Here is a 13,761-nt window from a genome sequence, read left to right on the forward strand (position 1 = left end):
AGCATTGCAATAAAAAAATCATCATATTTGGAGAATAACCATCCCCCGGACAACTTTAAATAACTCAATATCATGCATAAAACCACCCTGGCTATTCTTTCTTTGCTTTTATTAGTTACTGCCTGTAAAGACAAAAAAGGCGGCCTGAGTGGCGATAAACCGGTTACCGCAAAAGAACTGCTGGCCGTATATCCTGCAATTAACCTTCCTTATACGGTAGCAGACACCAACATAAACCGTTTAAAAGATACCACCACCATACCTTACAAAGCCATTCAGCAGTTTATACCCGATAGCATACTGGAAAAACTGGAAGGGGGCAGCAAGGCCAAAGCCAAAACACGTATACACCCGCTGGGACGTATTGAAAAAGACAACGGTAACTATCTGCTTACCACTTTTACCTATAACAAACACACCTCGCTGGCGGCCTTCTTTTTTGATAAAAAGAATGAGTTTAAAGCAGCGCTGGAATTGCTTCCCGCCAGACATAACAACGATTATACCTACACGGTTGGCATTAACCGCGAACCCACTTTTACCGTAAACAAAGAAAGATTTGCCTCTGCCAATCAACTGCTGTATACACGCACCGGCTATGCCTATATAGATGCTTCTGCGGATTTTTTAACCGTGATTAACGAAACGAATGATGAGCAGAAAAAGGTGAACGAAATTTACAATCCCATTGATACAATGGCACGTAAAAACAAGTTCAGTGGCGATTATGTAGAGGACAAGAAAAATTTTATTGCGGTACGCGATGGCCGCAATGCACAGGAATACCTGTTTTTTATACACTTCGAAAAAAACAACGGCGCCTGCACAGGTGAGTTAAAGGGCGAGTTTACAGTAGCGGCCAACGGAAAAGCCGTATACAAACAAAATGGCGACCCCTGCGTTATTGATTTTGCTTTTACCAATACACGTATAACTGTAAAAGAGCAGGGCAGCTGTGGCAACCACCGTGGAATACGCTGCCTGTTTAACGACAGCTATGATAAGAAAAAAGAGAAAAAGAAAAAATAACACCGGGAAAACATTGTGTCAAAAACACACTTTGTCATTTTCCTTTATATTCGCTCCGATTTTTTATTAAATCCGTAATAAATGAATTTTAAAAATTTCCAGGTTCCTTACCAGGTTAATGAACGCTATGCCCAAAAGATAGCCTATTTCTCCATGGAGTTTGCTGTTCACCAGCCCCTGAAAATCTATAGCGGTGGCCTTGGCTTTTTATCCGGTTCGCACATGCGTAGCGCTTACGAACTGCGCCAGAACCTGATAGGCATTGGCATCTTATGGAAGTTCGGTTATTACGACCAGGCACGTAATCAGGATCAGACCCTGCAGGTTACCTGGACCGAAAAAATCTACAACTTCCTGGAAGATACCGGCATCCGCTTCCAGATTATGATACACGACGCACCGGTTTGGGTAAAAGCCCTGTACCTGGCGCCAGAAACCTTTAACACGGCACCTATGTTTCTGCTGAGTACAGATGTGCCGGAGAACGATTATGTGTCGCAAACCATTACGCATCGTTTGTATGATGCCAACGTAGCAACCAAGCTGGCCCAGTTTATATTACTGGGAGTGGGTGGAGCTAAACTTATTGACGAGCTGGGCTTTAACCCCGACCGCTATCACCTGAACGAAGCACATGGTTTATCTGCCGCTTTTTATCTGTTGAACAAGTTTAAGAGTGTAGACAAGCTGCGTGAGCGACTGGTGTTTACCACCCATACACCCGAAGAAGCAGGCAACGAAAAGCATGATATTTACCTGTGCCATAAAATGAGTTATTTCTGCGGCCTCAGCATTGATGAGGTGCGTAAGTTAACAGGCATACAGGACGATCAGTTTAACCACTCCCTGGCTGCATTGCGTTTTGCAAAGCTGGCCAATGGTGTATCACAACTGCACGGCCATGTATCGCGCGAAATGTGGGCTAAGTATCCGGGCATCTGCGAAATCATCTCCATCACCAACGCACAAAACCTGCGCTACTGGGCCGATAAGCAGTTGTATCGTTTTTCTGATGATAATGATGAGGCTGCCTTTGACGACCGTAAACACTGGTTAAAAAGAAGAGCTTTTGAAATAGTTGCCGACCAAAGCGGCAAGGTGTTCGATCCCAATGTACTTACCATTGTGTGGGCACGCCGCTTTGCAGGCTATAAGCGCGCAGATTTTCTGACCACCAATATGGAGCGTTTTGAAAAGCTGTTATCTAACACCAAACACCCTGTTCAGATTATCTGGGCTGGTAAGCCTTACCCAAGCGATTACGCTGCTATTACGCAGTTTAACAACCTTGTAAACCTTAGCAAAAATTATAAAAACGTAGCGGTACTTACCGGCTATGAGCTGGCATTGAGCAAACGCCTGAAGCAGGCGGCAGACGTATGGTTAAACAACCCGCGTGTACCGCGTGAGGCTTCCGGCACCAGTGGTATGACGGCTGCTATGAACGGCGCTGTTAACTTTTCAACCGATGATGGCTGGATTCCGGAGTTTGCCGACCACGGCAACAACAGCTTTGTGGTACCCAAAGGCAACTATGCCAAAATGAGTACAGAAGAGCAGGACCAGTACGATCTGGATAAACTGTACGAAATACTGGAGCAGGAAATACTGCCGTTGTATTACGATAACTACCATACCTGGAGGCAGGTGGTACAAAACGGCATGCGTGATGTGGTGCTGAAGTTTGAGAGCAACCGTATGGCGGATGAGTACTACGCACTCCTGTACAAATAGTTTTATAACACACATGAGAAGGTCTGTTTATGAATCCCGCTTTGTGGCGGGATTCTCTTTTATACCCCTTCCCTATTGAACTGTTCATTGTACTTTTGCTTATGCCCAATAAAATTGTGATAGCGATTACCGGAGCCAGTGGGGCCATTTATCCCAAACTGCTTATTGAAAAGCTGTTGAGTATTCCTGAGCAGTGGGAAGAGTTAAGTGTGGTTATGAGCAAGAATGCACAGGTGGTATGGCAAACGGAGTTAAACAATACCAGTTACCAGAACTACCCGGTAAAATTTTACGACAAGTATGATTTTAATGCGCCTTTTGCGTCCGGATCTGCCCGTTATAACATTATGATTGTTGCCCCGTGTAGCATGGGCACCCTGGGACGTATAGCCAACGGCATCAGCGATGATGTAATTACCCGTGCGGCAGATGTGGTGCTGAAAGAAAGAAGAAAGCTACTATTACTGGCCAGAGAAACCCCTTATAACCTGATACATATCCGTAACATGGAAGCGGTTACACTGGCAGGTGGCATTATATGCCCTGCTACACCTTCCTTCTATAGTCTTCCAAAAACCATTGAAGAACTGGCAGCTACTGTAACCGATCGTGTACTGGACCTAGCAGGACTTAACATCAGCAGCTACCGCTGGAAATCTTAAGCCGGCACTTCCTCTACCTCTACTATTTTTTGAATAATTCTGATCTGATCCACCGTCATGGTACTGATCAGTTCAAACTGGTCGGTAATGGTTTTCATATCCGACAGGGTTTTGCGTGTGTTCATAATTTCATCGTCTCTCCCATTCTCCAGTTCCTTACGGCGTATATCTAACAGCTGCTGTATCTTATCACTGATAGGCAGCTTGGCAGATACACTTAATACTTCTACTGAACGATGATGTTGCAGCACTTCTGTAGCTTGGCGAAACTGTAAATCTACCTGTTGCACCAGCGGCAGAAAATCGTTGGAAGCATACTGACTGGCATTGCGCTGTGCGTAGTAAGACAAGGCGGCAATATGCGAGGTAAGCATATGACTGGTGGCTACAAACTGGTGGTAGTGCTTTAACTTAGGACGCTTATCCTTAGGCTCACTCAACATACGCTGTAAGTTATCGCTCAGGTTGGCCAGCGCTACAAAAGCATTTTTACGCGCCAGCTTAAACGTAGTTACATCGGGCTGCGAGCCCGTAAAGCACGCTGCAGCAGTATCAAAATAAGCACGGTTATTCTGTAGTGCATCCAGCATTAACTGTGTTACCTGCTCATGCTCCCAGGTAGGCAATACAAACTGTGCTACCACAAAAGCCACTACGGAACCTATACCGGTATCAATAAACCTGTCTGTTAATACATCTTCCCAGCCCGTAGGGTTGAGAAACGCAAAGCTTAGTAATACGTATATCGTTATACAGGCACTGCTTACCAGGTATTGCAGTTTCAGAAAGCTATAAGAGATTACCATGGCCACCAGCATTAATACCAGCAGCACAGTTCTGTCTTTAATAAACATCAGCATGGCAAGCCCTAGCACCCCACCTATCAGCGTACCAAATAAACGCTGAATATTCCGGCGGCGGCTTACGCTGTATGCGGGCTTAATAATAGTTACAATAGTGAGCAATATCCAGTAGCCATGCCCCAGTGGATACAGCAGCGATATAACGTACCCTATAATCAGCGCCACAGTTACGCGGGCTGCATGGCGAAAGCTGGCCGATTTCAGCGACAGGTTAGCCAGGAGTATTTTCGGGTCCAGCTCAGAATGAGTGATAAACTGGCTGATGTCTTCCTGTAGCTTAAACTGCCGGGCCAGGCGCTTATCAAAAAAGGTAAGGCTATGCAGCCTTTTAATACGCTCAGTAATGTCCTGAATGCTGTAGAGTATCTGGCGCAGTTTAATTACGCCTTCAATAGTATTGGGGTTCAGGTACTTTTTCCGCAACTCAAAAAAATGTTCCATGGTTACATTGAGCATAGCGGTGAGGTCGGTAGTGCTTCTGGAACCGGTGCCGCTTTGTACGGCCAAGCCTATCTCATGCAGTTCATCTGCCAGTGCGGTAATCATCCAGGCATAGTCATCCAGAATATCCTTCCCGTCAAACTCCTCATGCAAAGCCACATAATCCTGCTGCGAGGTCATCACCCTTTCCAGCAGGTCGATGCTGTCCATAAACATCATCATCAACGTGCGGCTTTTGGTAGTGGACTCGTTCACCATCAGCCGGGTTTTGAACAACATTTCCCGCAGATCAGTATGGTGCTGCTGAATCAGTACCTGATAACGCATCAGTTCTGTATTCAGTTCGGTATAATCAGGTTCTTCTTTATAAAAGGCTGCTTTAATACGCAGGTAGGTGGCGGTATCAATCATACACTCCCCCATCAACTGCTGAATATGCAGAAAGGGGCGCAGGTTGTACAACACCATGCTCAGGAAAGCATACCACACACCACCTGCCGCAAACAGCAGTGCATCCTGCCAGATGGAATGCGTTTCAAGGTGACTATCTATATTGAAAATAAATACCAGTAAAGCTATCAGGCCAATACTGCTGATGCGGGTACCGTATACCCCTATCAGCGTAAAGAACATCCCAAACAATATTATCTCTACGCCCAGCAGCCAGGGAATGCCTCTGCTGTATCCGGTAATAATAGCCACCACAAAGTTGATGGCGATACTGGCTATTAAACCATTTTTACGGTGGTGCGGCGGGCCGGGGTTATCAGTAAGGCCCACGCAAAGTGCGCCTAATGGCATAGCCATCCACAAAGCCAGCAGATCAAAATGGTACAATACCATAGCGGGTATAACCACACCGGCGGTTACACGCGCGCCGGAGTGCAGGTATTGCCCTGTAATAAACTTTCTGAATTCTCTGCTATAGTCTATTGTTTTTGACACGCACAAACATACTCGTTTTCAGGCAGTAATTCACCTCTTAACCTGCCTTTGCCTGCTCTTCGGCCACCCTTTGAATCAGGTGGTTACGCTTTTTCAGCAGGCGTTTCATGTATCCCTTTAGTATCAAAAAGTCAACCAGTTTGCCTGCCAGGCCGCAGGGGGAGTAAAATTCAAAGTCGTCAATCATCAACGTACCGCCTCTTTCTTCCATAAAAACATGGTCGTGCGTCATGCTTTTAAAAGGTCCTTCCTGCATTTCATCGCGGAAGTAATCAGAAAAACGCATGGCGGTAATTTTGCTGGCCAGCCGCATGCTTATTCCAAAATGGCGCGCCTGCCAGGTAACGCTTTCACCGGGGCCTATTAAGCCGGAGGTAACGCCGGCCACCGCCTTTTCTTCTGTGTGCTGCATGCCTTGTGTATGCAGATCAATACTTCTTGATAAATCAAAGCAAAGCTGCGCAGGAGCCTGTATAAACGTTTTCAGTTGTATGTAAGCCATAGAATACAGTTATAGGCGAATACTAAGGATATCATTGATGGCGTGTGCTGCCACACGAAAGCGGAATGAGAAACCTGCGGCCAGCAGCCTGGCAGGCGTTACCCAACGGCTTTTTACAATCAGTTCGGTTTCGGTACCTATCAACCAGGCGCCGCATTGTAACAACCACAAAGGTGCAGGTAGCCCCAGTGGCGTACCCCACGCAGTTCTGAAAGTCTCCATCAACGTGTGGTTGGCAACAGGCTCCGGTGCTGTGCAGTTAATAACGCCTTCCATATCACTACGCTGTAACAGCCATTCTGTACAGGCCGCCACATCCTGCTCGTGCACCCACGAAACATATTGTGCTCCATTGCCCTGACGCCCGCCCATGCCCGCTTTTACCAGATTGAGTAAACGGGGAAACACGCCGCCATTTCTGCCCAGCACTATGCCCATACGCAAAGCTACTCTGCGGGTGGCGGGCAAAGGCGTTTCAAAAAACGCCTGCTCCCAGGCTTTACAAATGTCCACAGAAAAGCCATAACCTTCCTCTCCCGTATACTCATCCTGCGGCCGGTCTTCTGCATGCCGGTATATAGTAGCTGAAGTTACGTTAATCCACAACTGCGGCGGCTGTTTACATGCCAGTGCTGCTTTACTTAATGCCCGCGTGGGTATTATTCTGGATTGTAATATCTCTTCCCGGTTACGCGGGTTATAGCGGCAGTTTACATTTTTACCGCACAGGTTAATCAGCAGGTCAGCCTTCTCCAGCGCTTCCTGCCATTCGCCCCCATTACAGCCATCCCACGCTACGGTATGTATATTCCCCTGCGGTGGTGCAGCTTTCCGGCTCAGAATAATCACTTTTTCTGCACGTGTGCTATAGTAATGCGCAAGCACGCCCCCCAGGTAGCCATTGCCACCTGCCAGTACTATTTTACGATGTAGCATGTGTTAAAGAATTAGTGTAAGAAGAAGTAAGATGCGATAAAGCACCCAGGTAAGCGTGGGTATGTATCCCACTTTTAACAGGCTGGTACGGCGTACATGTTCCAGCAACATACAGGCAGCTACTGCTAAAAACCAGCCTACACAACCAGCAGCAGATAAAATTCCGTTGGCATGCAATAGCAGCGCGGGTAACAGCAACAGGCCTCCGGCCAGAGAAATCGTCATCATATTACCCAGATAATCCCATACCGCCTCTTTACGCACTTTCAGCAGCACCAGGCCCTGAAACAATATCTGACCACCGCAAAAAGCAAACTCCCGGTAAAAGCCTGATTGTGGTATATGGGCAGCGATGGTGCCGGAGTACGCAGCCAGAATAGTAGCGGTTACCAACCAGGTTACTATCAGATAAGCAATACGATATTTTTTATGAAATGCGGGCTGCCAGGCAAAAGTGTGTGCGTTTTCTCCGGCGGGAATAATTACTCTTCTGTTATAAGAGATGAAAGCATACAGGCGGCGCATGCAGGCCGTAAAAAAGCGTGAGGCAAAAAGTGGCTTTGCTACAGGAAAAGCATTGCCCAGAATAGTAAACAGGCTTTTTACGCCATAGGTAACCTCACCCGTGTTGCGGTTTACCAGAGCTATCTCGTTTACGGCACGCTGAATATCTATCTGCGGGCAGGTGGTTACCGCCTGCTGATAGGCTGCTCTGCCATTCCTGTCCAGCATTCCGGCTTTTACAAATGCCCCTGTGTACAGGTTGCACATGGGGCATTCGGCATCGTATAAAATGAGGTGATCTTTTAACGTTCTCATACTTGTAGCGTTTATGATTACACCACAAATATCCGCAAACTTTCCAAACTTTCAATATTTTCTGAAAATAAAGAAACATTTTATTTTGCAAAGCGCTCCGCGTTAAACGCATCTACCGGCATAGAGGTAGACGTGTTGTTAGCCAGCTCGCTTACCAGCTTACCGGTAGCAGGCCCCAGACTTAAACCCAGCATAGAATGGCCTGTTGCCACAATGCAGTTAGGGGTTTTCTTCAGCCTGCCAATATACGGCAACCCATCTGCTGAACAGGGGCGGTAGCCATACCATACTGCGCTTGCATCTGGCATGGGTATAGTAAACTGAGGCAGAAAGTTTTTAACCGAAGCAAGAATACCTTTTACCCGGTTAAGGTTAGGCGGCGCGTTTAAAGAGGTTATTTCCATAGTACCCCCAAAGCGCAGCTTATTACCATCCATAGGTGTAATAGCCACCCGGCCTTCTGTTAATATAGCTGGGTGTTTCAGTTGATAACCTGAGCTTTCCAGTGTAACAGAATAACCACGGCCACCTACCATAGGTATCGTTGTTTGCAGCATATCTGCCAGGCCTTTACTCCACGAGCCTGCTGCTATTACCACCAGGTCTGCTTCATAACGTCCCGTGGTGGTGCGTACCGCACTTAAAGTATCGCCTTTTTTCTCAAAGCCGGTTACCTCCTGGTTCTTTACCAGTTGCACCTGTTGCTGCTGCAGGTTATCCAGCAGGTTATGCATCAGTTTGCCGGGATATAAATGCGCATCACACTTAAAATGTATAGCGCCACGGATGTTCAGTTCTGTACCGGGTTCCATGCTGCTTACTTCTTCTTTGTTCAGTAACGTAACATCTAACCCCAGTTGTTTTGCCTGCTCTACCGTATGATGCGCATGTTCTGCATTTTCTTCGGTCTGAAACATTTCCAGCAAACCGCTTTTTTCGTAAGCAAAGTCAAAGCCGGGCGTTGCTGCCCAGCTATCGTATAAAGATTTACTTAGTAATGCAATGTCACGCAAAGGAACGGCGCTCTTTTCCACATGCTGTGCGTTGGCACTTTTCATAAACTGCAGGCCCCATTGAATAAGGGCCGCGTTCAAACGGGGTTTTACGTAAAAGGGACTTTGCGAATTGAGCATCCATTTAAAGCCCTGTTTTACAATACCCGGCGTAGCCATGGGAACAAAGTGGCTGGGGCATACATAACCCGCATTGCCATAAGAGCAGTTATCCAGTAAATCGCCTTTATCTATCACCGTTACTTCCCAGCCGCTTTCGCGTAAAAACCACGCTGAGCTTAAACCTATAATACCACCGCCAACAACAATAGCTTTCATCTGTTGAATTGTTTTACTGGTTATAATACCTGAAATCCGTAAGCATACGGATCATCTTCTGGGTCAATGGTGATGGTATTGTAACCATATACTTTTGCCCATCCTTCTATACCCGGCCTTATGGCAGGCTTACCGGCTACAGAAGTTTCTTCTTCTATGGTACCGTTAAAGGTGGAACCGATAATGCTTTCATGTATAAATACATCGCCCTTTTTCAGTAGCCCTTTGGTATACCACTGCGCCATACGGGCAGAGGTACCAGTGCCGCAGGGGCTGCGGTCAATCGCCTTATCGCCATAAAACACGGCATTGCGCGCTGTAGAAGCAGGGTTTAGTACCGCGCCTGTCCACAACACATGCGAGCAGCCATTAATGGTAGCATTATCAGGATGTTCAAAGTGATATTTCGCATTAATGCGGGTACGCATTTCGCGCGCCCAGGCAATCAGTTTATCTGCACTGTAATGTTCCAGTCCCTTAAAGTTCTTCTGTACATCTACAATAGCATAAAAGTTACCACCGTAAGCCACATCAAATACCAGCTCGCCCAGGTCGGGGCAGTCTATGGTAAGTTCTGCCTTATCCAGATAAGCAGGTACATTGGTAAGCTTTACGCTTTTTACTTTAGGGCCTTCCTGTTTGTACTCAATCATTACCAGGCCGGCAGGCGCTTCCATACGCACAATGCCTGGCACCTTTGGTACAATCAGGCCTTCTTCAATAGCAGCGGTAATAGTACCTATGGTGCCGTGGCCACACATGGGCAGGCAACCACTGGTTTCTATAAACAATACTGCCACATCGTTGGCTTTATCATGCGGCGGATATAAAATACTTCCGCTCATCATATCGTGGCCCCTGGGTTCAAACATCAGCCCCTTTCTAATCCAGTCGTACTGTGCCAGAAAGTGCTGTCGTTTTTCACTCATGTTATTCCCTTCCAGCAGTGGGCCACCGCCCGCTACCAACCTTACCGGGTTACCACACGTATGCGCATCTACACAGAAGAATGTTTTTTTCATTTACAGGGCGGCGTTGGTGAGTTGATTGTTTACAGTACGCCATATCTTCAGCGGATTGGCATTTTTAAGTGCATCGGGCAGCAGTGCATCAGGAAAGCCCTGATAACACAGCGGGCGTACCCAGCGCTGAATAGCAGTGCTGCCTACCGAAGTAAAACGCGCATCGGTAGTAGCCGGATAAGGCCCGCCATGTACCATAGCAGCACAAACTTCCACACCGGTAGGGGCGCTGTTGATGATGATACGGCCTGCCAGTGACTGTTGTATTTCTACAATATCCTGATGTGCAGCCAGATCTTCTTCTGTAGCCATTAAGGTGGTAGTCAGCTGGCCTTTTACCTGCGCCAGTACTTCTTTCAACTCCTCTTTGTCTGCACATTCCACTACCAGTGAAAACGGACCAAACACTTCCTCTTTGAAAACAGGGTTGGCTATAAATGCCTGTGCCTGCACTCTGGCAATGACCGGTAACGGCGCAATAGCACCTGCTTCCTGGGCAGATTGTACCAGTAACTCTGCATCCTGCTGCTCCAGCAAGGTGTTTACATTACGCTGCCATGCCTTATAAATACCCTCGTGCAACATAGACTGGGGCGCTACCCTTTTTATTTCATCGCTTAACGATTGCAGAAATTCATTCAGTCCCTCGCCTTTAATAGCCAGTAGCAAGCCAGGGTTGGTACAGAACTGCCCCATGCCCAGCGTGATAGAAGCCGCATACTGTTGTGCCAGCTGCTGTGGCTGTTGCCTGAGTTTACCGGGAAACAAAACCACGGGGTTGATGCTGCTCATTTCTGCAAATACCGGAATAGGGCGCTCCCTTTCGTTGGCATAACGCCATATAGCTTTGCCACCTGCCAGTGAGCCGGTAAAGCCTACAGCGGTAGTCAGTTCCTGCTGTACCAGCGCTTTGGCCAGGTGTATGCCGGTATCAGATACATGCTGCACCAGATGCTGAGGCAGTTTACAGGTAGCAATTGCCTGCTGTATAGCTTCAAACATTCTTTGCGAAGTTTTTTCATGCGCAGGGTGCGCTTTTACCACTACGCTGCAGCCCGCTGCCAGCGCACTGGCAGTATCGCCACCGGCGGTAGAAAAAGCAAAAGGAAAATTGCTGGCGCCGAATACAATTACCGGCCCCATAGGTACCAGCATTTTGCGTATATCGGGCCTGGCAGGCGTACGCGTATCGTCTGCCGTATCAATAGCCGCTTCCACCCAGCTGCCTTCCTGCAGCAGGTTGGCAAACAATTGTAACTGCCCGGTGGTGCGCGATATTTCGCCGTTCAGCCTGGGCAGTGGCAAATGGGTTTCTTCATGCGCGGCGGCAACCAGTTCTTCCCTGGCTGCCTCAATTGCAGCACTTATCTGCTGCAGAAATACCGCTCTTGCATGGGCATCTACTTTCTTATATGCCTCAAAAGCCTGCTGCGCTTGCTGCATTACTGCAGCAGCGGCAGCCACATAATCTGTCAATACTTCGTTTGCCATGCGGTTCGGTTGCTGTTAAGCAATTAGTTTATGGTAATAGATAAGTAATCGGGCAATTGCGGGCGTTTAGCCAATGCGGTATTGATAACGTTCAGAATGCGTTCTCTCTCTTCTCCAACCAATGTTAGTCTTGGTGCTCTTACAAACTCGGTACCTATACCCGCCTGGGCTTCAGCCAGTTTAATATACTGCACTAATTTAGGATGAATATCTAATTCCAGCAAAGGCATAAACCAACGGTATATTCTGGTAGCCTCTTCTGTTCTGCCGGCTTTGGTTAAACGGTAAATAGCCACGGTTTCGCGGGGGAAAGCGCATACCAGACCAGCCACCCAGCCATTTGCACCCAGCAGCAATTCTTCCATAGCAATGGTATCTACACCACATAGAATAGCGAATCTGTCGCCAAAACGATTAATCATTCTGGTAACGTTGGTAACGTCTCTGCTCGATTCTTTTACCGCCTGAATGTTGGGTATCTCTGCCAGTTCAGCAAACATATCCAGTGTAACTTCTATTTTATAGTCTACAGGGTTATTATATATCATTACCGGCAGGCTGGTAGCAGCTGCCACGGCTTTAAAGTAAGTAACGGTTTCGCGGTCATCTGCCTTGTAACGCATAGGCGGTAACAGCATTAAACCTTTTGCTCCCCATTCTGCGGCCAGCTTAGCCTGCCGTATTGCTTCTGTGGTAACACTTTCGGCAATGTTTAACACCACCGGAATGTTGCCTGCAAGGCTAATAGCCGTTTTTACCAGCAGTTCTTTTTCGGCTGTAGTTATTACGCTGGCCTCGCCCAGGCTTCCGCCTAACACAATACCATCAACGCCTGCGGCCAGTTGTTCTTTAAGGTTGGCTGAAAATCCTTCCAGGTCCAATTCTCCCTCAGCAGTAAATTTGGTTGTAATTGCCGGGAACACTCCCTTCCACTGTAGACTCATAAATGTTTTTTTCAAAATTAAACGGCAGCACCCGGCAGCTATTCGCATTTATTAGTAATTTACTTTCATATTTTAACCCATAACGGTTACCTATTCATTTACGGGGTTAATTTCTGCTTATAAAACTGCTTCTGTTCCGCCAACAAAAAAATGAGTTATGAAAGTTCTTCAGTTTACCATACCTGTAGCACATGATAAAACCATCATTGTGCAGAAAGACATTCTGCCACATTTCTATCCGCATTTACACAGGCATGAAGAGATACAGCTTACCTGGGTACAAAAAGGAGAAGGCACATTAATAGCAGAAAACAACATGCATGCTTTTGGGCATAATGAAATTTTCTGGCTGGGTGCCAATCAGCCGCATTTGTTTAAAAACGATCCTTCTTACTTTACCGGCAGAAGTAAGAAAACCATTCAGTCGCTCACCATCTTCTTTAACCCCGATGGCAAGCTGGGGCCGGTGTTTAACCTGGAAGAACTGAAAAACATACGTTCCTTTTTAAGCAAGTATCAGCACGGCTTTAAGTTACCCGAAACTATGGTGGCGGAAGTAGCTGCCTGTATGCTGCGTATACAGCAAAGCAAACCGGTAGATCAGTTTATTCATTTTATTGAATTGCTGAAACAGCTGCAGGGTGCCACGCAACTGGAACCGCTGGTGTCTGGTTCCAGACTGTCTTCTGTAAGCGACCACGAAGGGCTGCGTATAGGGCATATTTACAACTACATTATGCAGCATTACGATACCGATATTATGCTGGAAGATATTGCCAAACATGCCCACATGACACCACAGGCATTCTGCCGTTATTTTAAAAAACATACCCGCCTTACTTTTGTGGCTTTTCTGAATGAGGTGCGTATTAACGAGGCCTGCAAAAAACTGGCAGATGGTACGTACGATAGTATTTCTACCGTAGCCTACCATTGTGGCTTTAACAGTATCACCAACTTTAACCGCGTGTTTAAAACGGTTACCGGCAAATCGCCCAGAGACTATATCAGAGAATACTCCTTACCCGGTTACGATTAATGA

At 47.0% G+C, this 13,761-nt stretch carries 12 protein-coding genes; 4 read left to right on the forward strand and 8 right to left on the reverse strand.

The genetic code is table 11. The features are described 5' to 3' along the window. The first annotated feature begins 72 nt into the window (after positions 1-72). From IEY13_RS12905 to IEY13_RS12915, 3 genes are all read left to right on the forward strand, one after another. Positions 73-1,029 carry a hypothetical protein gene (locus IEY13_RS12905; protein ID WP_188952590.1) on the forward strand — a complete coding sequence of 319 codons (957 nt, stop codon included), beginning with the start codon at positions 73-75 and terminating at the stop codon, positions 1,027-1,029. Positions 1,030-1,110: 81 nt separating this feature from the next. After that, positions 1,111-2,763 (forward strand): alpha-glucan family phosphorylase, encoded by a 1,653-nt coding sequence (glgP, locus tag IEY13_RS12910; RefSeq protein ID WP_188952592.1) that lies wholly within the window; start codon positions 1,111-1,113, stop codon positions 2,761-2,763. 101 nt (positions 2,764-2,864) lie between these two features. Continuing rightward, a complete protein-coding gene (locus tag IEY13_RS12915; RefSeq protein ID WP_188952594.1) occupies positions 2,865-3,425 on the forward strand; it encodes a UbiX family flavin prenyltransferase in 561 nt (186 codons plus the stop codon). Here the strand turns inward: IEY13_RS12915 and IEY13_RS12920 are convergent. The 8 genes from IEY13_RS12920 to IEY13_RS12955 form a co-directional block, all read right to left on the reverse strand. Continuing rightward, positions 3,422-5,674 carry an FUSC family membrane protein gene (locus IEY13_RS12920; protein WP_188952596.1) on the reverse strand — a complete coding sequence of 751 codons (2,253 nt, stop codon included), beginning with the start codon at positions 5,672-5,674 and terminating at the stop codon, positions 3,422-3,424. The two genes, IEY13_RS12915 and IEY13_RS12920, sit on opposite strands and share 4 nt — an antisense overlap. 37 nt (positions 5,675-5,711) lie before the next feature. After that, entirely contained in the window at positions 5,712-6,176 is a 465-nt protein-coding gene (locus IEY13_RS12925) for an SRPBCC family protein (RefSeq protein WP_188952597.1), read from the reverse strand. 9 nt (positions 6,177-6,185) lie between these two features. Beyond that, positions 6,186-7,112 (reverse strand): TIGR01777 family oxidoreductase, encoded by a 927-nt coding sequence (locus tag IEY13_RS12930; protein ID WP_188952599.1) that lies wholly within the window; start codon positions 7,110-7,112, stop codon positions 6,186-6,188. A gap of 3 nt (positions 7,113-7,115) precedes the next feature. Next, positions 7,116-7,931 carry a thiol-disulfide oxidoreductase DCC family protein gene (locus IEY13_RS12935; RefSeq protein WP_188952601.1) on the reverse strand — a complete coding sequence of 272 codons (816 nt, stop codon included), beginning with the start codon at positions 7,929-7,931 and terminating at the stop codon, positions 7,116-7,118. Between the two features lie 80 nt (positions 7,932-8,011). Continuing rightward, the gene (locus IEY13_RS12940) at positions 8,012-9,262 is read right to left on the reverse strand and encodes an NAD(P)/FAD-dependent oxidoreductase (RefSeq protein WP_188952603.1); all 1,251 of its coding nucleotides are present in this window, start codon (positions 9,260-9,262) and stop codon (positions 8,012-8,014) included. Positions 9,263-9,282: 20 nt separating this feature from the next. Next, positions 9,283-10,284 (reverse strand): 4-hydroxyproline epimerase, encoded by a 1,002-nt coding sequence (locus tag IEY13_RS12945; protein WP_188952605.1) that lies wholly within the window; start codon positions 10,282-10,284, stop codon positions 9,283-9,285. Beyond that, entirely contained in the window at positions 10,285-11,775 is a 1,491-nt protein-coding gene (locus IEY13_RS12950) for an aldehyde dehydrogenase (NADP(+)) (RefSeq protein WP_188952607.1), read from the reverse strand. 23 nt (positions 11,776-11,798) lie between these two features. Next, entirely contained in the window at positions 11,799-12,719 is a 921-nt protein-coding gene (locus IEY13_RS12955) for a dihydrodipicolinate synthase family protein (RefSeq protein ID WP_188952608.1), read from the reverse strand. A 157-nt stretch (positions 12,720-12,876) separates the two neighbouring features. Here IEY13_RS12955 and IEY13_RS12960 point away from each other — a divergent pair, with 157 nt between their 5' ends. Next, complete coding sequence (locus IEY13_RS12960; RefSeq protein ID WP_188952610.1) at positions 12,877-13,758, forward strand: AraC family transcriptional regulator; 882 nt, start codon at positions 12,877-12,879, stop codon at positions 13,756-13,758. The last annotated feature ends 3 nt before the right edge of the window (positions 13,759-13,761 follow it).

Source organism: Filimonas zeae, from assembly GCF_014641615.1.
Classification (GTDB): Bacteria; Bacteroidota; Bacteroidia; order Chitinophagales; family Chitinophagaceae; genus Filimonas; species Filimonas zeae.